Below are 20,349 nucleotides of genomic sequence, written 5' to 3'. Positions count from 1 at the left end.
GGCTACCGAAACCTCGAACGATTCTTTTTGAGATTGCGCCTTGAGCTTGGTCGTTAAAATAGCAACCACGTGTTATGGTGATGAGCCTTCATTAATGAAAAAAATCCCAAATTAAATGTTTAGAGATCGTAATGTAAACCTTCCAAATTACTTCTCTAAATGATCAAGATAATTCATGATTTAACCTCCATGTGTTACTCGTTTTGATACGAGTGAATAAAGCTTCTACTGAAAAATGTACACTCAAGGGATTGCTACTCTTTTGGAGTACGGATCATCTTCGAGTATGTACTCTATGTTTTTGAAATCACTCCGCATAGCATTGTCAGACAACTGTTCTAATAAATCGACATCCTTACATAACAAGATGACATTCGTACAATCGTCTATGGTCAGACAGAATGTACAATCACTATTCAAATATTCACTGTATGTATTTACTTCAACCGGCAGAGAATCATGAAATGCTTGCAAGCCACAAAAAATTATATAATATTCATCAATATTCAGTATTCTTTCTAATTCTCTTCCTTCCACAATCTCATAATCCGGAATATTAAATTCTTTTAAGTTTTCAATAGTGTGATCCTTTATATCCCTATCTTCTTTTATGTACATTTCGATCCAATCTACTCTCCAATTATACTGCGTTATATCAATTGGATTTAAGATATCATTGATATACTTACCAAAATTATTAGGTATTTTAAATTCGATACCAACTTTCACGTCATCCACCTCATCTCTAAAAATCCTAAACAGATCAGCGATTACAGAATAGATGGTCACTCCAAATTGTCATTGATTTCTTTCAGTCGTTCTTCGTATTCGTAAACAGCAGCTACATCACCACTTGAGCCATATGGGTTTATGACCGCTTTTGCCTCTTTTTCATTCACAAAAACTCTCGATCCCCATAAACCCTTCGTAATAAAGTATTCTTCCTCATTGGATTCTAAAGTATCAAAAAATAAAGGAGTTAGAAACGTACCTTCTTCTCGATGCCGTTTTCCAAGTACAATCCATTCCCTTCTTTTATGCCATAGTAACCCGTTCGAATTACAATGCATGATTCTGGATTTTTTCGATCTAATTCATGTAGTGTGAGAACCTTCTCCGTTCTGAGATTATAATATTGGATATAGTCCATAAATTCTAGTTTTCCAGTCTCATGATTTTCATCTTTAGAGACTCTCATTTCCCCATACCCGTAACCACCGAGTCGAGGTAACGGAATGGCGTATACGACTCCTGATGATAGCTTCCACCGGGAAGGTCTTTTTTTCGTACGAATGGAGACGTTTGAAATCATTTGTTGTTCATCTTTTCGTATACTCAGGAGGCTGTTTAGTCCATGCTCAAGAAGATAACGCCATTCATCAACTGAGAATTCATAATTCACTTCTTTTTCGAATTGATAGAGTGTATTTCTAAATTGGTTCACATGCTTTTCTAGTTCTTCTTTAGGATTCGACATTATTCAATCCTCCTCACTTTATTTCGTAGCTACTACTTCAACTTATTATTAATTTCTTTCAATCGTTTTTCGTATTTGTAAACAGCAGATAAATCACCACATGTCGCAGATGGGTTTATGATTGATTGTGCCTCTTCTTCATCTACGAAAAATCTCTCCCCATATATCCCGCTAGTAATATAGTAGTATTCTTCATCGGAATCCAAGCTAGGTACACTCCCAAAAAGTAACGGCGTTTCGAAAGTCCCTTCTTCCCGATGCCGTTTTCCGAGTACTGTCCATTCCCCTTCGGTAATTCCGTAGTATCCAGTATCCATAATGATACAAGGGTCTGGATGTTTCTCATCTAGTTCTTGAAGCGAGAGCATCGTTTCCGTTCTGAGATTATAATATTGGATATAGTCCATAGATTCTAGTTTTCCAGTCTCATGGTTCTCGTCTTTAGAGACTCTCATTTCTGCATATCCGTACCCACCAAGTCGAGGTAACGGAATGGCATATACGACTCCTGATGATAGCTTCCACCGGGAAGGTCTTTTTTTCGTACGAATGGAGACATTTGAAATCATTTGTTGTTCATCTTTTCGTGTACTCAGGAAGCTATTCAGTCCATGCTCAAGAAGATAACGCCATTCATTAACTGAGAATTCATAATCCATTTCTTTTTCGAATTGATAGAGTGTATTTCTAAATTGGTTCACATGCTGTTCCAGTTGATCTTTAGATTTCAACATTTTTCAATCCTCCTCATAAATTAGACTAAAAGCCATTGCCAGCTTAAAAATTTAATAAAGTATCCATTGATTTTTATGTGCTCCTCTTGTGTTCAAAAATGGCCCATGGAAACCATAGTACGGATTCTGTCTCTTCTTCGCCTAATTCATTACAATAATCTGAATAACGATCAGCTTCTTCTATCGAATCAATCAACCCATAACGATTTGGTGAAAAATTAAAATGTTGACGAAAATCACGCTCTAATCCATTGCACAAGTAAGAATGAAACGAGCCAGAGTCAAATCCTAAAACTTCGTATCCTACTTTTTTTGCTCCATCCTTCTCAGGTGGGTGGTGCTGTAACAACATTTTTTCCACTCCATATGGTTCAGGATTTTTACTGCTAAACAATTCTATATCTTCAAGAAAATCTGATTTATAACGTTCAGGTAATCCAATGCTGATGATGCGTATATCAGGAATCTGGATCAAAAAACGATTTAAAAAATCTCCCGCAGAATGTAAATCAGAAAATACTTGAGGAAACAAAACATCACCAGTATTCCTATGTTCTTCTATCCAATGTTCGAATAACTGAAAGGTGTTAAGCGAAAGACCGAGTTGATCCATATAGCGTTCTTTTTTCACTTCAGAATTTCCCCATAAGATACTGGTATCAGGATATTGCTTACAAAGACAACCACTCACTGATAGCACGGTTTCAGGAACAATCTTTTCATCCATATAATCTTTACGGGGTGTTGGCATAACAAGAAAATATCCTGCAGATATGTAATTCAAATGTTCATCTCCTTCTCATACGGGATTGCTATAATAATCATAAAGTATTTGAACTTTTAATGAATCTTCATGCCGGAGTGCTTGAATAGAAAGGAAATCGAGATATGAATAAAGAACAGGAAGCGATTCTCGTTAAATCATTCTTCGTCAAACGGGTGCAAGAGCGTGTACTCCATGAACTGTTTTCGCCTAAAAAACGGGATCAAGCCCTCTATCGACTGGATCATCTCTATAAAAATATGCTCAAAAACGAGTACTTAATTGAAATCACCCTACCCAATTCGTGGTACGAAGACATTTACGGTCTATTAAAAAAGCATGGTGCGCCGGATACCTGTTACTGCTTGTCAGAGAATGAAGTGATCAATGGAAAAGAATTGCCTCTGAAAGAAGCGCTTGAACACGCCGTCGGATTTGGGTTTTCTTCCATCATTTCCTGCATTCCCGGTGAACTCGCTTACTTTGAAGCAGAACAGTCATTCGGAGCCCCGCCCCGTTATTTACTGAAGAAACCTGCTTATCACTAAAATACGAAGGAGGACTTGCAGATGTTTTTGATTAGAAACGATTTAATCGATATTTCAGATCAAGAGGAGACGTTAATCTATCGCGATCACCTACAAATTTTTTTATCTCAGGATGCTGAGGTCATTAAGCACCGCTGCGCTTTACTCATCCAACTGGATGAATACGAAGATAAACTATTCAAGCCCACTGAAGTCCTTGAACTTCTTGGTATTTGTGAGGTTCTTTCTCATCGACATTGTTTCCCTCATGAACCATGGAAGTTGAAGTCAGCAGACCCTCTCATTCAAGATTTGCATTATTTTTTGCAAAAATTAAAAAGTATGTGTATACAGGCTGTTTATCAAGATCGACTGATTTTATTCCTAGGATTATCCTGAGAGTGATTTTTAAGCAACTAATTAACGGATTACATTTTAGTGAATCAGTCACCCCAAAAACAAATCAACGCGTTCTGGTATACAGACTCGATGCACATTCGCTTAAGCAATTCTAAAAATTGATGTAGCTCCATTATTAACTCATTTGATTGATGGATCATCCAAGGTTCGTTTGGATAATAATGTGCCTGATTCACTAACCATGCTTCATTCGGCGTACAATACCGTTGAATAAGTAGTTCACAAATTCCAATCAGCTCGTTTACTTCTCTTGCTAAAAACAATTTATCAGAATAGGAATCCAAATGAATCAGTAAATCACAACGATCAGAAACGCTGGAGAAGTCTTGAATCAAAAAAATGTGGACGCGACTCGGGTAACGGAGAATATCTTTTTCTTCTTCCGGAAATTCTTTTAAGCTCGTACTGATACCAAACATATTTTTTCCTCCCCTTTCTTTAAGATTTGCCGATTTTGATTTTTCTTGCTCATAGTAGTCGATGCCGTCACCTTCAGGCAGAAACGCTTTCACCTTGTCCTCTGTATCGAAACAGGCTTCATTCGAAAACAGATAATAGCCCATGAAATCATGTTCGATCGTGATGAAAGACATTTCTTCCGTTGTATGAATGACAGAAACGACACGTTCTTTTTTGAAAAACCATCCTTTGACCATTCTCGACTCAAACGTCAGGAGATTCGTAAACGATAGGAAGTAAAAGTCGTTTGCGGCAGCATACCAGTACGTTTCGTCTAACAGACGTTCCAGTTCGCTTGCATCGTTCACTTGAACGCTGTAATAAGGTCTTTGCTTATCCGGTTTAATCTTCGTGTAAGACAACTTCTCCTGATGAAAGAACGCCTCTACATCCTCATCTGTAAAACCGCCACCAAACGTCACGAAGACCGGGTAACGATTCAAGCACATCAAAAAATGCTTCAATACAGCATTCGAGTCACCTTGATAGTCTCTTTTCTCATCATTCGGGATGCACCCCATCGAATAGATCGACTTGATGCGATCTGATTTATCGATGTCTAGATAGCGGTCCTTGATCACTTTTTTATGATCGGTATGTTCTTCGAGATAGATGTATAGCATAAGAATTCCTCCACGTATCCTGCTTGCTCCACATTCACTAAACGAAACTTCCCTATGCATAATGATCCAGTTATTTACGCATGTTGAATATCGTCTGTATTTCCAAAGTGCGCAATCTTTCCATTGGTACAGAAATGATCGAGCATACCAAACCGTCCATTTGCATCGCGTGTCACAATAAAGTTATATGGCATGCACAACATGAACTCTGTCATGAAGTTCTCGAGCGTTCGTCGAGAAGGCTTTGAGTAGTTCGTTGGCAGGAATCCAGAAGTGATTTCTTTTCGGTTCAGCAAATGCAACAAACGATTTTCGAAGACGGCTTGCCAATTCGTATCGGTTAATGTCATCGCATGGATCGAGTCCTCATCATTTAAAACGCCACGGCCGCAAAAGACGACCTCAACCGGGAACGTCGCATACGGTAAGACAGCATCAAAAAAGTTTTCGTACTCCGTACCCGACTCTCTTAGTTCCTCATAGAAGACACCATACATTGAGACACTATCGTTAGTAACGCGAACGATTTCCTGCCCGTGTTTCCCAATGCTGAGAATCGTCTTCGACTCGGCTGACATCCCTATCTGTTCGATTTCAAGTTGATTTAGAAATGTCTTCAGTTGCGAAGTATCTGTCATAATGACATGCGACAAGACCGTCCAATCTGATAAATCGTAGGTATTGCGGTTTTGTTTCACCGGACATTCCAACAACTTAACTTCAAAAGGATAGCTATGCTGAGTCACCTGAATTCGGACGAGCTTTTGCCAATCGTCATGCGGTAACAGCTCCCGGTAGACATCAATCCATTCACCACTCTGAAATTCCACTTTTGTCCCTCCTAACCCTTGGCTTACCTCATTCATTAGTATGTTGTAAACCCAAAGCCCCATTCACCAATCGCATCGTTCGACTACTAAGGGTATACCGTTAAACTTGTCTTTGAATCATCGTTGGGATTTTTCTATCTATTCAATCCCACCTACAGGTCACGCTTTGGTCTACTTCAAGCCGTAGATGAATCAGGGTATTTGCGTTCAGACCTGAAAGAGTCAGAGCGCGAGTTTCTCCACCCGTATAGGACAATTCGAAAACGACATCTTTCATCTCTTTTAGTAAAAAGAAAGCCCAGTGAAGGTCGTATTCACGCTCATACAAAAGATCCCACAATGCTTCAGTAAAGGCTGTTTCGTCTACCACATACAACTTCATGAATTCATTTTCGTCCAACAGTTGAAACGCGGAAAACACCTTTTCAGTTGGAATCCGCGGTTTTTGAATGATCAAGGAGTAACCTTCCGCGAGCTTCTCAAGCAGTTTCGTTTTACTGTCCGGAATATCTTCTTCCATCACGGATGAGGGCAGGTCGCTGATTTTTAACGGAAGACCAATTTCATATTCAAACGGGTCATCAAAATTCAGAAGTTCTTCATAGGAATACGTTGTTTTCATCGGCATAGTCCTCTCTGCATTAGCTCGTCTTTTAAATTCTCTTTAATATCCTGTGATCAATTTTTCGAATCTGGATACTAAAACATCTCACCCTCTACTTGAATGGTTACTTCAACAAGTTTAGGTGAGACGCTTTTAATCACTGGTATTGAATTATTCGAAGTCCTCTTCAAAATCTTCATGTTCCCCGATAACCAGCAAAATACCGGTGACCTGATCTGCATCGCGTCGTACGCGAACCTTGAAGTGGCCGTCCCCCATCAACTGGACGGCAGCACCAAACGGAAATAGAAAGATTTCCTCAGTATTTAATAAATTGATTTTTTCTACTTAGAAGTAAACATAGCTGTTTTCTTTTACGCGTCTTCCTCATCAAACGATTCATACAATTTTTTATTCCATTCGGAGCAACGGGCTATCCAGTCCGGTTCACTCGTTTTCAAGTATGTAAAAGCTTCTTCAGCCAGTTGTTCGTGCTCTTCTTCAGAAGATAGTCCTTTCATCATAAAATACATTCCATCATGATTAGCTACAACGTCTGACCCGACTATAAATCTCTCATTCCCTTTTAAAGAAAAGACTGTCACTTTACTTGGAGGAATGAGATCCCCTTCATAGTTAAGATAACCGGTTAACGGAATGACTCCCGTCTCGATGTAAAAATTTTCACTGTACTTTGTAATATAAAACGTCAAGAGTTCCTGATGGGTATCTTGTTTCCGTCTGAAATGTGGATAGCTTCCTTTAAACCCTTGTTTCCTTAATTCAGGGACAATAATTTTTTTAATCGCTTGAGTCATCATCTTTCGATTTCCTACCGGTACGATTCCCACTACTCAGTTCCCCCTTCTCCATTAGGCTAGATGAGACTTTTTGACAGAGGTATCCGACGATATGATCATGGGTCGTCCGTTCCTCCAAGTCATCGTTTTCAACCAATTCGTCAATCGCTTCCGAAATGACGTTCCACAGTTCTGTTTTTTTATATGGATCGTATGGGGTATTCATTGTTTATTCTCTCCCTGCTTTTCTAGTCGTTCCCGCCACTCCATGAAGCCTTCCGTCTCTTCTTCTAAAAAGCGCAGCCAAAGTTCATACGTCCGGGCGTGTTCCTGCCACTCTTCCATGAACTCGGCCTTTTGAACCGAATCACCGAGTTGATCCATCAACAAACGGGTTTCCTGCAGCGTCTCCGCATCGTCCTCCGTCTCACTTAAATACAAATCTTCATTGAGATGATGGAAGGCGTACCACAGCCAATTCAACAGATGACGAATCATCGTCTCGATCGCCAGTCGTTCCTGCCGACCGCCGCGGTCAATCGCCGTCTGCAGATATTCAAGACGGTTGTCTTCTTCAAAAGAGAAGATCCCAAACCACCGATACGGTCGTACGTCTTCCGGCAAATCATTCATCCATTGTTTCAGGACAGGCTTCAATAACCTCTCCTTCAGCGGATGAATCAACAAGTCCTGTACTGCTTCCTCCCGTTCACATGCGGTCAGCAGACCATCCGTAAACTGCCGTTGCCTCTTGACATCCCATGCAAGTGCTTCCGCTATAAAGGTGTTCATCTGCTGTAAAAACACGTTTCGCAATCCCTGTTGTTTTGCAAGATAAGCGAAACGTAATGATGCGAAGTCTGAACGCTCTTCCTCTTGCAGCAATTGCTTTAAAAATGTTGATGGCATGCCTGATCCTCCCGCTTCTCGTCAGCTTACGCGTTAAAACGTTTTTTGCTTTTTTTCATATACACAAACAGGAACACACCCGTTACGAGTAACAGACCGGCGTCCAAATATTTTATGTCCGGTGCCTGTCTGTAACTGATGTTAATCAGGAAGTAACTGATAAAGCACATCGCTTTGACCCAAAACGGCAGCATTTTTCCGCTCGTCGACATGATGAGGAAGGGTACTGCAAGGATGACTATCACGTACGGAGATAAAGTCCAAGGTGTTACAATCGGAATCAATCCCACTCCGAAAAGTACATACGCAAACCATGTCGCCCTCTTGTGAAACGTCAACTGTTCTTCTTGACTCGGCACCGGATCCGGTGTGATTTCCTGTTGATACCCGTCTGCCTGCTTCTCGGCAATCAGTTCCTTCACGCGACGTCGGGCTTGAAAACGAAACGTAAACCGTTCTTCCGTTTTTTCATCAATATCTTCATCAAGCATCCATGGTTCATTGACTCCAAAAAATGCCTGAACCGTCCGGCCGTCGCGATAAATGGTCCAGGAATACATCAAGCTGCCGATTTGCTTTCTAAGTATGATCATCAGGATATTTCATCTTCCCTTCATGAACTCTATTTTGCTGGATAAATCGGTTGATCCAATCTGAAATCATACACCTCGGTCCAGATGTTTAAGCGGGTGTCATTAATAATGACAACGTCCCGTCGCCATTTCACACTTACCTCCCTACACGGATATTCCCAGTAGACACGCCGCTGTTCTTTTGTTTTTTGATCTTCCATGATGCCAAGCATCGCAAATCCCGTCGTCGCCCCTCCGCTCGAACGATAAAACCGTAACGTATACCGCTCGTCCAGCCGGAAAAGTGATGCTTACTCTGTCGTCAGCCTTCGAGTTCCTCGAGAACGTTCTCCGGATTCAGCTCGAGCCCCTGTAAACTGGCATCCCAGTTTAGTCCGCAATACAAACCGTCTTGCATCATGTTCGGCAACCAGTCGTCTGTAAAGACATCGAGATCGAGGCGAATGAGATGATAATTCTCCCATCCGTTTGTCTGGCAAGCACGTGCCCCTTCTTTTGTCGAGAAGAACAATAACACATCCGAGTCACCTTGGTTCGATGGACAATACGCCCATCCCGACTGCTTCAATTTCGATAAACCGTAAACAGTTCCTGTCTCAATTACCGTCTGAAGAAAGTCTTCCGCCCGCATGGCACTCTCTTCAACTTGTTGTTCTTGTTTCATGAATGCTCTAAGGGTCGGAGCGACCGGAAATACTTCCTCTTCCTCGTGATTCCACAGAACAATCGTTTTTGTATCCGGCAATAAGTAGCCAAGTTCATCCCCGGAACCGTCCGTGGCAATTCGGAAGAAACCGTTCGGATAGTCTTCCACATCAGTCGAGTTGACACGGACAATGTCTTCCCACGTCCGCTTGATATACTGTTCGTCCTTGATCGGATGGAATTGCCACTCACCGGCTTCGAACTTGTTTTCCTTTTTAAAGCGTGCCCGCAGCTCGGACGGCAGCGAAAATCCGAGTTCTGCCTCGACTTCTTGCAACCGTTCTTCTGTAATGCCTGGTAATCCGATCTGATGTTCCATTTTCACTACTCCTTTATGTACAAATTCTTTTCTTCCATTTTCATATATTCAAGCGGACTTTCAAATTTGTATCTGTATCCGATTAATCAGCTAACAATTTACTTCAGTCCTTTTCTCTCCAAAGCTTTTGTGAATCATGGCGCTTTTCTGCATCTATCTATTTCGCACTTGTCGATACAGCAGAATGATCCGTTCCCTCGGTCCGATGACATCCACACCTTCTCCATCCGGTCCAACCGAGACGACCGCGTACGAGACATCGATTCCCGGAAAGTCTTCTGTTTCTGTTAATGCATCTGTTCCGTCCGTCATCATGGAATAGAGATAATTTTTCTGACCGTGACATCCGCATGCGTACAGAAATGGAATCATTTCTCGCAACGTTTTTTCCCGATCAACAATGAGCCGTATGTTGGTCTCACGCGAAGCTTCTTCTCCATCAATGAGCTCTGGTTCGTTATTGTTTGACGCATAATACGGTATGTCGAAGGATTCGAGAACCGCAATTGTTTCCTTCATCGAAAAATCAAATACATCAAAGACCATGCAGATCGGGAATGCATTCGTTTGCCCAAGTAACCACATCGCATCCTCACTGGCGACTGCTTCGGTTGATTGGTTGATTGCGAATCCCCACTCAAAATAAATATTGAGATGTTCATACTTTTGAAAACGCTCATCCTTCGGTATATCGACTTCTAGATGATGAAGCTGTTTGTAGTGATCGACTAACATGTTGCTTTCTCCCTCTCTTTAGCAACGTATGATTGCTTTCCGCTCTATGAATAGGATTCTCAAATCAATGGTTGACGTGTTAAGTCAAGCAGTTCATCCTTTGTCTCAAAAAGCTTTTCCTCAAACGCTTCAATACCCTGTTGCTCAAGATAGTCTGCCTCCGATTCGAAAATCGGAACAAACCAGACCGGTAAGACGTGATCCGGTTCTTCAAAACTCGCATCGACTGTATGGACGAAAAAGGTTTCATCAAAATAAAACGGTGCCGTCACATAGACTCCTGCAAATCCGTATTATCCGAACACCGTCTCAGGCATACTGTAAAATTCGCCCAATTCAAATGCCTGTCCGGTTTCCAAAGCATGCGTCGTCAGACGCCATAGCAATTCGATGACATCTTCCTCCGCTTCCGGCTGCTTGACCGACATCATCAGTTCCTGATGATAAAATCGCTCCTCTTCAAACTGAAGCGGTCGCCACAGTAATCCGAGTGTTGTCGCCGTATAGGTATTATCGATAGGTGCGTTCTCAAACTTCAGGAATTGAATGTTTTCTTCCATCATATCTTCTAGTTCTAAACTTCCTTTAATCTCACCACAGTGTTTTTCCAAATGCTCAATATAATTCATATGTCCTCCCGTTTACTTTCTTCGCCGGCCAAACAAGGCCCAAAAGAAATTCCATTTATACTTCATATTATATAATCAGATAACATTATTGGGAATTTTTATTTTAATTGTTAACCCCTATTTTTTCATTTCGATTTAGGTACATCTTCCAATTTATTGGTATAATTGCTGTAGTGTTAAATGGACGTGAAAGGAACGTGGACATGAAAAAATTGTTACTTGGTTTACTGATTGCCGCGACCGCATTAGCAGGCTGTGGTGTAGATGCATCAACACAAGTTAAAGACACTTCCTATGATGGAACGTACTTAAAAATCGCTGTGATTGGAGAACAGCCTAATCTGCAAGAGAAAAATGTAAAGTTTTCAACACTTTCATTTGAAGACCTAGAGGACACGAACCGGATTTCCTCGAAGTTTGATGCGGTGTTCATCGCAAAAAATAACCTAAAACAGGCAGATGAAGAGAAGTACGTGAAGGTGTACCGGAAACTTGATGTTCCGACCTTCTTCTTAGAGACGACAAAAGGATTTTTACCATTCGTATCTGAAGACCTGACGTATGCCACTGCGAGCGAACTGGAGCATTCCTATGCATCCGGTTATCTGCAAGAGAAAAAAGATAGCTATCGCTACTGGGAGTATGGATTAAACAATGATCAAACGAACAATAAAAATGTCAAAGACGTCTACTCACGAATCTTCGAGACAATTGCAGAAGTGAAAGAATAACAAAAGGAGTGTAACCGGGTCTGTTTCCATCGCCTGGTTGCACTCCTTTTGCCGTAGTTCACTATGACGTTCATTCAACGTCCGCGATTTTAATCGTCTCGTGTTGATACGGATGATCTGAAAAATTCGCAACAAAGTCAAAACCGTTTCCGTCATGGTTCACCCACAGAAAGAAACAATTCCGCTCGTCATCCGAAAAGTTTAACCTAAACTTTTTAAAATAAAAGTCATTTTTTGCCTCATCCATTTCAATCGTCTTCTCGCTTGAAAATAATACACTCTCGTTATTGTATGCATCTTGATAAGCTTTAGGGAAGTAATGAAGAAATGCTTCTTTTGAAGTGATGGTCAATCGATGATAAATATTCCCCCGGTCAAATCTTTTACTGCTGTCAGCGTCGTGCGCAATGTTGATCTTGCTCGAACCACTCATACTGTGAACGTACAGTGGATAATGATTCAACTCCAGTAAAAATTCTCGAATGTTCTTGCTGTAAAGAGCCATCCCGTCCTGCCACGACTCTTCCAACAGCTGATCCATATCGACATCTGCGTATTCTTCATCATCCTCATGACAGTGAAAACGAACTTTTCCTTTGTCCTCGGATATAAAGATAAAAGCAGTTCCTTCACCGACCAACATACTATCCAATTCCATTAGCCCAACTCCTTCATTCGTCATCTGCGAAGTCAATTCGTACACCGAAGATTTGCCTCGAGACATCATACTGTATGTCAACATCATACAGTCCGTCTCCAAAACCTGACGTCGAGACAGCACCAAACGAAACGATACCGGCCTGGTCGTCGGACGAAACAATTGTCTCAAATTCCATCGCTTGATTCTGACGATAAGCTGTTCGATCAAAAATTCCGGCCAGTGCCGAGTCCGTGCTGATTGGTTGATCCTGACGGCGCCATTTGCCACTCCGCTTTTTATCCCCTTCAAAAACAAGCAGTTGCTTGACCCACTCGTCTTTCGTGTAAATGGTGGCTGCAGTCCAACTGCCTGATTTCACATTCGACAAAATCAGCTGTGAATCCGTGTTTTCCTCTAGTCCGTAATAAGGATCCGTCACAATCAGCTCGTTGCTCTCGACCGTAAAACGGCCAAGTCGGTAGGCCTGATTCGTTTTTCGTTTCGGGACATGCCAATCGATGAACTGTTCCAAAGAAGACGATGGATATTTTGCGATTCCCGTCTTTTCGTTCCATCTAAAGACGAGCTCCTGCAGGAAACGTTTTCGAATCCGGTAACACAGCTTGTCACCCGTTAGATTTTCACCGATACAAATCAAGTCATCGGGCAAGCCAGCCGGACGCTTCTCATTGTGACGAACGATATCCTGTAAGACTTCTTGTCTGGTTGGTACAGGATACAGGCTCCATTCGCCAAACTGTGCACCATTCGTCTGTAAAAAAAGGTCTTTGTATTCATCTGGAAACAAAACACCTAAGGCACGTTCTGCTTTTCTCAGGTCAACAGCTGATGCCCCGGGCACCCTTGAATCGGGATGGAGACGTTTAATGAGTTTACTCACGACATCTTCGCTCCTGTCCATGTTGTTTAGACGGCGTAAGGCAACCAAATAATTAATACAAGTGACAGCACCGTTTTCGAAAATTGTTTTTTCTCCAGAAACCATGGCAGTAACACCAGCCCGACTAGCGTCATGGCAAGTAATACCAGTCCTAGATTAAAGTAATGCGCTCCCGTTGCTAACGGAATACTCATAATTCGAAAATCTGCATTCGGAAAATAACCGAGTCGGGTAAAAAGTATGTTTCCAAATACGCCGCCTACCATCAACAGGATGGAGATGTTCAACATTTTTTTCTGCAATATGAATAGCCTCTTTTTAACGCGTATGTACGATTCCTATTATATGTCATCCTAAAATTGTTCCGAACAACACCACGACCAAGGCCAGCGTCAGTGACCATACGATGGTTTTCCTATTGTCCCCTTCAATTCGTTCATACCAAAGCGGAAAGATATTCATGACTAGCAAGCCAAAGGACCGATACAGCTTTTCCTCTGTAGCATCCCACCCAAGCAACGCGGTTACACCCACTAAAACTAGCAATAAAACGTTTAGACTGATACTGATCGTCCGAATACGACTGCCCGGTTGCAACCGATTAAACAGAAAGGCCACGACCGTTCCGATACAGGTTGCTATACACAGATAATACAAAACGTGCTCCATTCTCATTCCTCCATGTCCAATTTCATCCTTCTTTTACGTGTACCAAAATCAATCGGTTTCGTCGTCTAGTAACCAGTCATCATTGATTTGCGAAATGACGGTCCCTTTCGGAAGCCGGGTCACCAGGTGTTCAATTGGTATATAGCTTTCATCGTTTGACAGCAGGTAAAAGCCGTTACCATCGTGGGCAATCTTAAAACAGGTCGTGTTCGGATGCATGGTCAGAACACAAATCGGGCGAATCAGTTTCAATCGCCACCACTTTATCTTCTCCAACTTAAATGACAGGTTATCTGAGTACGAAATGGTATAAAACAGATTTTCCGATGCCAGCCAGTAGGTTTTGTTCAGGACAAGACGCAGTTCTTCCGTATTTTGAACGGTAATCGTATAACACGGATGGTACTCCTTATAACGGACTTTCACCTCTCCACTTCGAAACTGTGTATCTAAATCCAATACGACATACGAAAGATTATTTTGCTTGAAAAACGCGTCATGTTCTTCATGTAATCCATACTCATCCACGAAACTGATATAGAGTGGAAACACCTGTTGATGAATTAAGAATTCGAGTAAAAAGTCTTTGTTTTCATCTGCCCCGTCTTTTTCAATACGGCTCACATCAATGAGATAAGCTGTCGTCAACTCTCCACCCATTTCAAACGGGTATCCTAAGTTCAACGCATCCTTTTCGATAATCTCTTTTTCCATAATCATGATTTCTGCCATTATATTCTCCTTACTGGGACACAGCTTTTTTATTTTCTAAAGTGCAAATGATGCAGAAGAAGAGATTTAAATGTCTTTTTCTTGATCATCTTAATCTAGTACCTCGTTTTCCTCTATCACTTCATCGTTGATTTGCGTAACGACCATCTGGTCCGGCAAACTGGCGATCAATCCGACAAGTGAATTGTACTGCGTATCCCGGCTGAGTAAACAAAATCCTAATCCGTCATAATCAGTGGTGATGTAGATCTTTGAAGCATCAAAATCAAATACAGCGATGGATCGTCTTCTTTTGACTCCCCGCTCCCAAAAGTCTCCCCATTCGAACGTTAAAGAATCTGAATGACTGATACAATAGAATACATTTTCAGATGCGAGCCAATACGTCTTGTTTAATACAAGCAGTAAGTCAGCAGGATTTTGAATTTTCGCCGTAAAGCAAGAATAATAGTTGTACCGTCTGTACCCGTAAGATTTCAAGTTGCCGTCACAGTCATCGATCGTGTAATCAATCTGATGCTGCTGAAAAAAGGTTGTGAAGTCTTTAGACAGGTCATACTCATCAACAAAATGCACATACAACGGGAAAACCGCTTGATGTGTTAAAAATGCCATTAAAAAGTCTCGACCTTCTTCGACATGTCCTTCTCCGCTTAAACGATGCACAACAGGTAAACCTCCGTCAAACCGATGGGGATGCACTAGATTTTCTATAAAATGTTCCGTGACAGGCTCTTCTATAATCAGGACTTCTACCATTTAATTTTCCTCTCCCTGCTATTTTTTCGAGCTATTTTTTTAAGCATAACGAAACCGATCCTGTCTTTCCATTTTTTCTAGTATCCGGTATACATTTTGATATACTGATAGAAATGATTATGGATGAAAGGAGAATTTGTATGTGGAAACCTCTGTTGTTTTTTTCTGTCTGGCTTAGCATTACTATGCCCCTTTTGCTGATTGCCATCTTTACGATTTTTCAACCGTCCCTTACTTTTGATCAGAGCGGGATCATTCTGCTCGGTATCCTTTTAATTATCACAACCGGAAATGTCTATCTCGCATCCCGGGTCTGGACACGGATTGAAAAGAAGCTGTATCGTCGTAAGCATTTTAATTAAAAAACGCAGATCCTCCTGTTCACGGAAGAACAGAGCGTCTGCGTTTTTTACACCTTTGCATCCATAAGCAAATAGATACCAAATCCTCTAAAGATAGGAGTCGAGACAAGTGGTCGATCAGGATACACAGATTAAAATACTTCTATATGGCAATCCGCTTCAGTTCGCCTGCGAAACCCTCGGCGTTTCTGATATGCGGAAAAATTCCTACGCCGACGTGTTTACCGTCACCGAAGCAGATGTCTTCGCTTATACCGAAAAACACGGTTTTCCCGATTCACCGTCCATCGACCGGCTGACGGACGGATTCCATTACTACGAGGAACAGGGTGTATGGTATATATTCTTCCGTGAACGAGGGAAAACGTTTGACCAGCAACAGTTTACAGATACGCGAACTGCAAAAGCCTACATCGTCTCGATGCTGTTGAAACTGACGATGACCGGATTGTATTAACTATTTAGAAAGAAGGGCTCACCTTGACGACACTTGCATTTCCTGTACTGACGACAACCAGGCTGACCTTACGCGAAGTTACGCCGCTTGACGCTCCAAGTCTGCTGACGTATCTCGCTGACGAACGGGTCGTTGCACAAATGGGACTCGACCCGTTCCAAACGGAAGCTGATGCGTTGGACGAAATCAACTGGTATCACTCCATCCGAACAGAACAGACCGGTCTCCGCTGGGGCATCACCGAACATGCAACTCCTGATATCATCGGCAGTTGAGGTTTCCTGAACATTTCTTCCCGGCATCAGCGGGCGGAACTCGGCTTTGAACTGAGTCCTGCTCACTGGGGCAAAGGACTGGCACAAGAAGCGGTTCGGGCCGTACTCGCACACGGGTTAAATGAATGGGACCTAAACCGGATCGAAGCGCTTGTTCTGCCGGACAATACGGCCTCTCAACGGTTGCTCGAACGGCTTGGTTTCCAGCGGGAAGGATTGTTGCGTCAGTATGAGAAGACACGCGGACAGTTCGATGATTTATATATGTACTCCTTGTTGAAGACAGAATGGCAGGACGATTGATTGATCTTTTAAATAAATCAAAAATGAGAGATTACCAACACTATTCCCTTTATTTTTAAAGTATTGGAAATAATATTTTGTTTTATAACATATAATGTTATTAGTATAATAAAAAGTGTTTACTTTGAATTTTAAATAGGGGGAAATATGTCATGAACAAATGGATCATTGCCAGTCTTGTGTCTTCATTAACTTTCGGAGTCATGCAAACATCAACTGTTGAAGCAAGTTCAAAGGAAGTCTCAAAACTAAAAAAGGAAAAGGCTACATTACAAAAACAATTGGCCGACGAAAAGAAAAAAACTAAGAAGTCGGAAACCGCGTACAAAACGTTACAAGGACAACATGAGAATCTTTCAAAATCCTATAAATCCTTAGATTCAAAGTATAAAAAGATTCAAATTGAAAATGAATCAAATAAAAAGAAAGTTAAAGAACTTTCAGTAGGTTATCGTCTTTTGACTTCATCTAAATCACTAGTATCTGATGGGGTTAAAGTCGATGGAAAGTATGACGGTAAAGAAAGTCTGTTAATGTTTGGAAAAACTGCTTATGTTCCCCTTCAGCTTTTTGCTAATATTTCGGGTTTACCATTAAAAGAAACGACTAATTCTTTCGAATTTGGTACGCCAGCATCAGGAACTCCACTTTCTGCCGTCCATATGAGTGCATCCAGCTTTAATCATGTATATCAAAATGAACCAATTACGATCATGGGAAAATTAAACAATCAAAGTATTCTATTAGAAGGCTATTGGCCAAACGAATTTGCCACTTTCAGTCTCAATAGTAACTACAAAAAACTGAAAGGTCAGCTTTCACTTTTGACAGAAGAAGCTTTATCTGATAATCCTAAATATCTTGCCTATGCACAAACTGATGACGAGACAAATATCGTTTTCTCTGACAATAACGGAAAAGAACTGGGACGTTATAACCTCGTATTTGGTGCAGATCCTATCGACTTTGAAATTGACGTTACAAACGTCAAAGGACTTCGTGTGACTGCTGAAGGAAAATCGACGGTATCAACAATCATTTCACCAATCCTTACAAAATAATCATGTATGATCGAACGAAGAGGCGCTCTGCTTCTTCGTTATTTTTATGTTAGATAAAGAAATAGCTATTTAAGATTTATAACATAAAGGCAGCTCGATGATCTCTAAAGGAGACTTCAACGAGCTGCCTTACTTGTGAATCAATTTTTTGGCCATTGTTATTTAAATCCGCTTCTTGTTTCGTTCATACCCCATGATCCAGAAGTGCAAGATCATGCCGATGATTCCCCAGCTGAGCATGACGAGTCCGACAAGCGTCCAAGCGCTTTTAAAAAGTGTTCCCATCTCCGTGTTCGATAAAAAAAGTCATAAATGCAATTCCACCCACCAGCAACATCAGTAAAGCAGGAAAGTTCTTAACCATTGTCTTCGCTCCTCTAAAAATTGAGTTCACTCTAAAGGTTTGTCAGCTTCGAGTGCTGTCCGTTTTTGAGCTTCCTGTTTTGCATCTTCATTCCACCAGCCGTTAATGAAAAACGCACAGCCGACAAGCAAAGCACCAATCGGGAAATACTTCAGGTAATAGTCATCAAGCGATTCACCGGCAAAGTTCGGTGAAAGCTCAATGTAGGCACTGAACAGTTGAACGATAAAGAACAAGAAAAAGCTGACAATCAATGCCCACGTGCCATAACGATAATTTGGATTCTTCAACATGTATGTTCGTCCTGGATTGAATTATTTTAATCTGATTTCTATATCGCCACCGCTACTTTCACCTTTATCGTCACGGACGATGTAGTCAATGTCATACACACCCGCTGGAATGACACCGGCTTTGACTGTTTTCTTCAGCATCACCGTTTTATTCGGTTGCACTTCTTTCGACAACCGTTTCGGCTCCACCTCTTCGTACGAGTCATAGACGACTTTTTGCGAATCGTGCTTTCGGACCTTGACGTTGAGCAGATGACCGGCCCGGGAGGCGACTTTTACCGGATAATCGCCGGTATTGGTCATTTTGTATTCAAACACAAACCCGTCTTTGACACTTCCTGTGTACCCCGTTTCAACCGACTGACTGCTCGGTTTCATATCAAGAGACATGCATCCGGCTAAACTGAATAACAACGGAATAATCAGTAGTTTGTTCATTTCCATTTCTCCTTTTCGCATGCATTTCAAAAGAGTCGAAGAAATGAAGATGCTCCTTGAACGTAATGCTTTGCTTACTTCCAACCCGGTAACGGACGCGGCAACTGGTCCGCAAAGGCGCGGTAGCCGTCATAACTGAGCCCTTGTTTTTGCGGGCTTTCATTTATAATTAATGAGTCGCCTGTTTCTTCTTCGTTTTCCCAAAATCGAGATTCTGTCTGAAAGACATTAATTAATGAATAATGAAATTGTCGACCAGACAACCGGTTACGGACATCCTCAATTAGCTTGTTAAAACGGGATCCGCCTTCATGACGCGACATCAACCGTTCTTTCCCAGACTTCCCTTCGTAGATCGAAACGGTATATTCGTAATCTGAATCAGTTTTTGAGATCGGATATTCGATTTCGACCCGAACGGAATCGACGAATTTGATCGGTAGCGGTGGCTTGACGTCTTCTTTCGGAGGGTCTTCGTCGACGAAATAATTGTCCTTTTCAATGCTGAAGTCTTTAAATTCCCAAAACACGTCCCCTTGGGCGATGATTGAATACTCAAGGAACGTGCCGAAGTTTTGGTAGATTGGATCGGCGTCCTCAGTTGTTCCCTCATGATACTTCCAGTACATATAAGGTGTGTCTTCTGTTTTAGCATGTTCCGTATGAATTAAGAGATATCCTTCATTGACTTCACCAATCACCCAAAAGTAATCAAAATCTTCATCAATAAGACCATCTTCTTTTGCTTCTATTGTCGATTCGATTACTTTATCAAGAGAATACAACACTAGCCCAAGACCGTCGTCAAGAATAAACAGATCCGCTCCGTCATGCAGTTCAAGAAACGTTTGGTATTCACTCGGCAATTTTTGATTAAATTCAGCTTCAAATGCTGCAAGTGATGCTGCTGTCACCGGTGCCGGAAAATTAAATTTCGCCTGACCGATTTCATTGTACTTCCGTTGAATGAAGGTTGATCCATGATTGATTTTTTGCTGAAGTCCATCAAGTACTGCTGCGATTTGATTCATTGGATCCACCCTCTTACTTCTCTATGTATGAGCCGCCCTGCCTCATCTTCCTTTAGTCTACCATTTTACCAATAATTTGGGTGAGCTCAACTTCCTCTTTCTGTGGTATTCTTTTTCTAAGACGGTTTGTCAAATTAAGTGCAACACTTCTTCCGAGAAGACCTCGTATGCAGTTTTCCAGTTGAGACATTTCCGTGGTCTCCCAT

General features: G+C 41.5%; 31 protein-coding genes and 2 pseudogenes. 7 read left to right on the top strand and 26 right to left on the bottom strand.

What is annotated here, in order from left to right; translation table 11 throughout:
• Nucleotides 1-243: 243 nt before the first annotated feature.
• The 4 genes from KNQ13_RS13610 to KNQ13_RS13595 all read right to left on the bottom strand — a co-directional run bounded on the left by KNQ13_RS13610 (nucleotide 244) and on the right by KNQ13_RS13595 (nucleotide 2,995).
• Nucleotides 244-729, bottom strand: a complete 486-nt coding sequence (locus KNQ13_RS13610; RefSeq protein WP_051590434.1) for a DUF2691 family protein — start codon at nucleotides 727-729, stop codon at nucleotides 244-246.
• A 250-nt stretch (nucleotides 730-979) separates the two neighbouring features.
• Nucleotides 980-1,477, bottom strand: a complete 498-nt coding sequence (locus KNQ13_RS13605) for a hypothetical protein (RefSeq protein ID WP_209548444.1) — start codon at nucleotides 1,475-1,477, stop codon at nucleotides 980-982.
• Nucleotides 1,478-1,509: 32 nt separating this feature from the next.
• The gene (locus KNQ13_RS13600; protein ID WP_026829679.1) at nucleotides 1,510-2,211 is read right to left on the bottom strand and encodes a hypothetical protein; all 702 of its coding nucleotides are present in this window, start codon (nucleotides 2,209-2,211) and stop codon (nucleotides 1,510-1,512) included.
• 73 nt (nucleotides 2,212-2,284) lie between these two features.
• Nucleotides 2,285-2,995 (bottom strand): hypothetical protein, encoded by a 711-nt coding sequence (locus tag KNQ13_RS13595; protein WP_236624176.1) that lies wholly within the window; start codon nucleotides 2,993-2,995, stop codon nucleotides 2,285-2,287.
• Nucleotides 2,996-3,099: 104 nt separating this feature from the next.
• Between KNQ13_RS13595 and KNQ13_RS13590 the strand changes: the two genes are divergently transcribed.
• A complete protein-coding gene (locus KNQ13_RS13590) occupies nucleotides 3,100-3,522 on the top strand; it encodes a hypothetical protein (protein WP_026829681.1) in 423 nt (140 codons plus the stop codon).
• A gap of 21 nt (nucleotides 3,523-3,543) precedes the next feature.
• Nucleotides 3,544-3,900: a hypothetical protein gene (locus tag KNQ13_RS13585; protein WP_026829682.1), complete on the top strand. Its 357-nt coding sequence runs from the start codon at nucleotides 3,544-3,546 to the stop codon at nucleotides 3,898-3,900.
• Between the two features lie 44 nt (nucleotides 3,901-3,944).
• Here the strand turns inward: KNQ13_RS13585 and KNQ13_RS13580 are convergent, their stop codons facing one another.
• From KNQ13_RS13580 to KNQ13_RS13525, 12 genes and pseudogenes are all read right to left on the bottom strand, one after another.
• Entirely contained in the window at nucleotides 3,945-5,003 is a 1,059-nt protein-coding gene (locus tag KNQ13_RS13580; protein ID WP_051590435.1) for a hypothetical protein, read from the bottom strand.
• Between the two features lie 74 nt (nucleotides 5,004-5,077).
• Nucleotides 5,078-5,833: a hypothetical protein gene (locus KNQ13_RS13575; protein ID WP_026829684.1), complete on the bottom strand. Its 756-nt coding sequence runs from the start codon at nucleotides 5,831-5,833 to the stop codon at nucleotides 5,078-5,080.
• 142 nt (nucleotides 5,834-5,975) lie between these two features.
• Nucleotides 5,976-6,455 (bottom strand): hypothetical protein, encoded by a 480-nt coding sequence (locus KNQ13_RS13570; RefSeq protein WP_026829685.1) that lies wholly within the window; start codon nucleotides 6,453-6,455, stop codon nucleotides 5,976-5,978.
• Nucleotides 6,456-6,811: 356 nt separating this feature from the next.
• The gene (locus KNQ13_RS13565; RefSeq protein ID WP_026829686.1) at nucleotides 6,812-7,258 is read right to left on the bottom strand and encodes a DUF4304 domain-containing protein; all 447 of its coding nucleotides are present in this window, start codon (nucleotides 7,256-7,258) and stop codon (nucleotides 6,812-6,814) included.
• Complete coding sequence (locus KNQ13_RS13560) at nucleotides 7,239-7,463, bottom strand: hypothetical protein (protein ID WP_034773858.1); 225 nt, start codon at nucleotides 7,461-7,463, stop codon at nucleotides 7,239-7,241. The genes KNQ13_RS13565 and KNQ13_RS13560 overlap by 20 nt, the downstream gene beginning before the upstream one ends.
• Nucleotides 7,460-8,146: a hypothetical protein gene (locus KNQ13_RS13555; protein WP_026829687.1), complete on the bottom strand. Its 687-nt coding sequence runs from the start codon at nucleotides 8,144-8,146 to the stop codon at nucleotides 7,460-7,462. The genes KNQ13_RS13560 and KNQ13_RS13555 overlap by 4 nt, the downstream gene beginning before the upstream one ends.
• 26 nt (nucleotides 8,147-8,172) lie before the next feature.
• The gene (locus tag KNQ13_RS13550) at nucleotides 8,173-8,739 is read right to left on the bottom strand and encodes a hypothetical protein (RefSeq protein WP_026829688.1); all 567 of its coding nucleotides are present in this window, start codon (nucleotides 8,737-8,739) and stop codon (nucleotides 8,173-8,175) included.
• A gap of 29 nt (nucleotides 8,740-8,768) precedes the next feature.
• A complete protein-coding gene (locus KNQ13_RS13545; protein ID WP_236624178.1) occupies nucleotides 8,769-8,951 on the bottom strand; it encodes a DUF5412 family protein in 183 nt (60 codons plus the stop codon).
• Nucleotides 8,952-9,040: 89 nt separating this feature from the next.
• A complete protein-coding gene (locus tag KNQ13_RS13540; protein WP_051590436.1) occupies nucleotides 9,041-9,763 on the bottom strand; it encodes a DUF2750 domain-containing protein in 723 nt (240 codons plus the stop codon).
• A gap of 153 nt (nucleotides 9,764-9,916) precedes the next feature.
• Nucleotides 9,917-10,498 (bottom strand): hypothetical protein, encoded by a 582-nt coding sequence (locus KNQ13_RS13535; RefSeq protein WP_026829689.1) that lies wholly within the window; start codon nucleotides 10,496-10,498, stop codon nucleotides 9,917-9,919.
• A gap of 59 nt (nucleotides 10,499-10,557) precedes the next feature.
• Nucleotides 10,558-10,773: pseudogene (locus KNQ13_RS13530) on the bottom strand (suppressor of fused domain protein); the annotation flags it as partial.
• 18 nt (nucleotides 10,774-10,791) lie between these two features.
• Nucleotides 10,792-11,127 (bottom strand): suppressor of fused domain protein, encoded by a 336-nt coding sequence (locus KNQ13_RS13525; protein WP_026829691.1) that lies wholly within the window; start codon nucleotides 11,125-11,127, stop codon nucleotides 10,792-10,794.
• Nucleotides 11,128-11,330: 203 nt separating this feature from the next.
• Between KNQ13_RS13525 and KNQ13_RS13520 the strand changes: the two genes are divergently transcribed.
• Nucleotides 11,331-11,858 (top strand): hypothetical protein, encoded by a 528-nt coding sequence (locus KNQ13_RS13520; RefSeq protein ID WP_026829692.1) that lies wholly within the window; start codon nucleotides 11,331-11,333, stop codon nucleotides 11,856-11,858.
• Nucleotides 11,859-11,928: 70 nt separating this feature from the next.
• Here KNQ13_RS13520 and KNQ13_RS13515 read toward each other — a convergent pair whose 3' ends face one another.
• The 6 genes from KNQ13_RS13515 to KNQ13_RS13490 all read right to left on the bottom strand — a co-directional run bounded on the left by KNQ13_RS13515 (nucleotide 11,929) and on the right by KNQ13_RS13490 (nucleotide 15,466).
• Entirely contained in the window at nucleotides 11,929-12,516 is a 588-nt protein-coding gene (locus KNQ13_RS13515; protein ID WP_026829693.1) for a hypothetical protein, read from the bottom strand.
• Between the two features lie 13 nt (nucleotides 12,517-12,529).
• Complete coding sequence (locus tag KNQ13_RS13510) at nucleotides 12,530-13,399, bottom strand: SMI1/KNR4 family protein (protein WP_026829694.1); 870 nt, start codon at nucleotides 13,397-13,399, stop codon at nucleotides 12,530-12,532.
• Between the two features lie 26 nt (nucleotides 13,400-13,425).
• Nucleotides 13,426-13,701 carry a hypothetical protein gene (locus tag KNQ13_RS13505; RefSeq protein ID WP_026829695.1) on the bottom strand — a complete coding sequence of 92 codons (276 nt, stop codon included), beginning with the start codon at nucleotides 13,699-13,701 and terminating at the stop codon, nucleotides 13,426-13,428.
• A 46-nt stretch (nucleotides 13,702-13,747) separates the two neighbouring features.
• Complete coding sequence (locus tag KNQ13_RS13500) at nucleotides 13,748-14,068, bottom strand: hypothetical protein (RefSeq protein ID WP_026829696.1); 321 nt, start codon at nucleotides 14,066-14,068, stop codon at nucleotides 13,748-13,750.
• Nucleotides 14,069-14,116: 48 nt separating this feature from the next.
• The gene (locus KNQ13_RS13495; RefSeq protein WP_026829697.1) at nucleotides 14,117-14,800 is read right to left on the bottom strand and encodes a hypothetical protein; all 684 of its coding nucleotides are present in this window, start codon (nucleotides 14,798-14,800) and stop codon (nucleotides 14,117-14,119) included.
• A 90-nt stretch (nucleotides 14,801-14,890) separates the two neighbouring features.
• Nucleotides 14,891-15,466 (bottom strand): hypothetical protein, encoded by a 576-nt coding sequence (locus KNQ13_RS13490; protein ID WP_051590437.1) that lies wholly within the window; start codon nucleotides 15,464-15,466, stop codon nucleotides 14,891-14,893.
• Between the two features lie 233 nt (nucleotides 15,467-15,699).
• Here KNQ13_RS13490 and KNQ13_RS13485 point away from each other — a divergent pair, with 233 nt between their 5' ends.
• The 4 genes and pseudogenes from KNQ13_RS13485 to KNQ13_RS13470 all read left to right on the top strand — a co-directional run bounded on the left by KNQ13_RS13485 (nucleotide 15,700) and on the right by KNQ13_RS13470 (nucleotide 18,017).
• Complete coding sequence (locus KNQ13_RS13485; RefSeq protein ID WP_026829699.1) at nucleotides 15,700-15,921, top strand: hypothetical protein; 222 nt, start codon at nucleotides 15,700-15,702, stop codon at nucleotides 15,919-15,921.
• A 109-nt stretch (nucleotides 15,922-16,030) separates the two neighbouring features.
• Entirely contained in the window at nucleotides 16,031-16,378 is a 348-nt protein-coding gene (locus KNQ13_RS13480) for a hypothetical protein (RefSeq protein WP_026829700.1), read from the top strand.
• A gap of 23 nt (nucleotides 16,379-16,401) precedes the next feature.
• Nucleotides 16,402-16,956: pseudogene (locus KNQ13_RS13475) on the top strand (GNAT family N-acetyltransferase).
• Between the two features lie 152 nt (nucleotides 16,957-17,108).
• Nucleotides 17,109-18,017, top strand: a complete 909-nt coding sequence (locus KNQ13_RS13470) for a hypothetical protein (RefSeq protein ID WP_209548447.1) — start codon at nucleotides 17,109-17,111, stop codon at nucleotides 18,015-18,017.
• A gap of 162 nt (nucleotides 18,018-18,179) precedes the next feature.
• Here the strand turns inward: KNQ13_RS13470 and KNQ13_RS16150 are convergent, their stop codons facing one another.
• The 4 genes from KNQ13_RS16150 to KNQ13_RS13455 all read right to left on the bottom strand — a co-directional run bounded on the left by KNQ13_RS16150 (nucleotide 18,180) and on the right by KNQ13_RS13455 (nucleotide 20,143).
• Nucleotides 18,180-18,302, bottom strand: a complete 123-nt coding sequence (locus KNQ13_RS16150; RefSeq protein ID WP_256439793.1) for a hypothetical protein — start codon at nucleotides 18,300-18,302, stop codon at nucleotides 18,180-18,182.
• A gap of 105 nt (nucleotides 18,303-18,407) precedes the next feature.
• Nucleotides 18,408-18,674, bottom strand: a complete 267-nt coding sequence (locus KNQ13_RS13465; protein WP_014970096.1) for a hypothetical protein — start codon at nucleotides 18,672-18,674, stop codon at nucleotides 18,408-18,410.
• A gap of 21 nt (nucleotides 18,675-18,695) precedes the next feature.
• On the bottom strand, nucleotides 18,696-19,112 hold the full coding sequence (locus KNQ13_RS13460; protein ID WP_026829702.1) for a hypothetical protein: 417 nt from the start codon (nucleotides 19,110-19,112) through the stop codon (nucleotides 18,696-18,698).
• A gap of 74 nt (nucleotides 19,113-19,186) precedes the next feature.
• Nucleotides 19,187-20,143, bottom strand: a complete 957-nt coding sequence (locus KNQ13_RS13455; protein WP_026829703.1) for an SMI1/KNR4 family protein — start codon at nucleotides 20,141-20,143, stop codon at nucleotides 19,187-19,189.
• Nucleotides 20,144-20,349: the final 206 nt, after the last annotated feature.

The sequence above is a fragment of the Exiguobacterium sp. s128 genome (assembly GCF_018618815.1).
Classification (GTDB): domain Bacteria; phylum Bacillota; class Bacilli; order Exiguobacteriales; family Exiguobacteriaceae; genus Exiguobacterium_A; species Exiguobacterium_A antarcticum.
The sequence above is the reverse complement of the archived record's forward strand: the minus strand, read 5'-3'. Positions and strand labels throughout refer to the sequence as shown.

What these genes read in the sequence shown, in the direction of transcription:
- KNQ13_RS13605 (WP_209548444.1), bottom strand. Translation starts at nt 1,477, where the DNA reads ATGTCGAATCCTAAAGAAGAACTAGAAAAGCATGTGAACCAATTTAGA.
- KNQ13_RS13600 (WP_026829679.1), bottom strand. Translation starts at nt 2,211, where the DNA reads ATGTTGAAATCTAAAGATCAACTGGAACAGCATGTGAACCAATTTAGA.
- KNQ13_RS13590 (WP_026829681.1), top strand. Translation starts at nt 3,100, where the DNA reads ATGAATAAAGAACAGGAAGCGATTCTCGTTAAATCATTCTTCGTCAAA.
- KNQ13_RS13585 (WP_026829682.1), top strand. Translation starts at nt 3,544, where the DNA reads ATGTTTTTGATTAGAAACGATTTAATCGATATTTCAGATCAAGAGGAG.
- KNQ13_RS13580 (WP_051590435.1), bottom strand. Translation starts at nt 5,003, where the DNA reads ATGCTATACATCTATCTCGAAGAACATACCGATCATAAAAAAGTGATC.
- KNQ13_RS13570 (WP_026829685.1), bottom strand. Translation starts at nt 6,455, where the DNA reads ATGAAAACAACGTATTCCTATGAAGAACTTCTGAATTTTGATGACCCG.
- KNQ13_RS13565 (WP_026829686.1), bottom strand. Translation starts at nt 7,258, where the DNA reads ATGATGACTCAAGCGATTAAAAAAATTATTGTCCCTGAATTAAGGAAA.
- KNQ13_RS13560 (WP_034773858.1), bottom strand. Translation starts at nt 7,463, where the DNA reads ATGAATACCCCATACGATCCATATAAAAAAACAGAACTGTGGAACGTC.
- KNQ13_RS13555 (WP_026829687.1), bottom strand. Translation starts at nt 8,146, where the DNA reads ATGCCATCAACATTTTTAAAGCAATTGCTGCAAGAGGAAGAGCGTTCA.
- KNQ13_RS13550 (WP_026829688.1), bottom strand. Translation starts at nt 8,739, where the DNA reads ATGATCATACTTAGAAAGCAAATCGGCAGCTTGATGTATTCCTGGACC.
- KNQ13_RS13545 (WP_236624178.1), bottom strand. Translation starts at nt 8,951, where the DNA reads ATGCTTGGCATCATGGAAGATCAAAAAACAAAAGAACAGCGGCGTGTC.
- KNQ13_RS13540 (WP_051590436.1), bottom strand. Translation starts at nt 9,763, where the DNA reads ATGGAACATCAGATCGGATTACCAGGCATTACAGAAGAACGGTTGCAA.
- KNQ13_RS13535 (WP_026829689.1), bottom strand. Translation starts at nt 10,498, where the DNA reads ATGTTAGTCGATCACTACAAACAGCTTCATCATCTAGAAGTCGATATA.
- KNQ13_RS13525 (WP_026829691.1), bottom strand. Translation starts at nt 11,127, where the DNA reads ATGAATTATATTGAGCATTTGGAAAAACACTGTGGTGAGATTAAAGGA.
- KNQ13_RS13520 (WP_026829692.1), top strand. Translation starts at nt 11,331, where the DNA reads ATGAAAAAATTGTTACTTGGTTTACTGATTGCCGCGACCGCATTAGCA.
- KNQ13_RS13515 (WP_026829693.1), bottom strand. Translation starts at nt 12,516, where the DNA reads ATGGAATTGGATAGTATGTTGGTCGGTGAAGGAACTGCTTTTATCTTT.
- KNQ13_RS13500 (WP_026829696.1), bottom strand. Translation starts at nt 14,068, where the DNA reads ATGGAGCACGTTTTGTATTATCTGTGTATAGCAACCTGTATCGGAACG.
- KNQ13_RS13495 (WP_026829697.1), bottom strand. Translation starts at nt 14,800, where the DNA reads ATGGCAGAAATCATGATTATGGAAAAAGAGATTATCGAAAAGGATGCG.
- KNQ13_RS13485 (WP_026829699.1), top strand. Translation starts at nt 15,700, where the DNA reads ATGTGGAAACCTCTGTTGTTTTTTTCTGTCTGGCTTAGCATTACTATG.
- KNQ13_RS13470 (WP_209548447.1), top strand. Translation starts at nt 17,109, where the DNA reads ATGAACAAATGGATCATTGCCAGTCTTGTGTCTTCATTAACTTTCGGA.
- KNQ13_RS16150 (WP_256439793.1), bottom strand. Translation starts at nt 18,302, where the DNA reads ATGGGAACACTTTTTAAAAGCGCTTGGACGCTTGTCGGACTCGTCATG.
- KNQ13_RS13465 (WP_014970096.1), bottom strand. Translation starts at nt 18,674, where the DNA reads ATGTTGAAGAATCCAAATTATCGTTATGGCACGTGGGCATTGATTGTC.
- KNQ13_RS13460 (WP_026829702.1), bottom strand. Translation starts at nt 19,112, where the DNA reads ATGAACAAACTACTGATTATTCCGTTGTTATTCAGTTTAGCCGGATGC.
- KNQ13_RS13455 (WP_026829703.1), bottom strand. Translation starts at nt 20,143, where the DNA reads ATGAATCAAATCGCAGCAGTACTTGATGGACTTCAGCAAAAAATCAAT.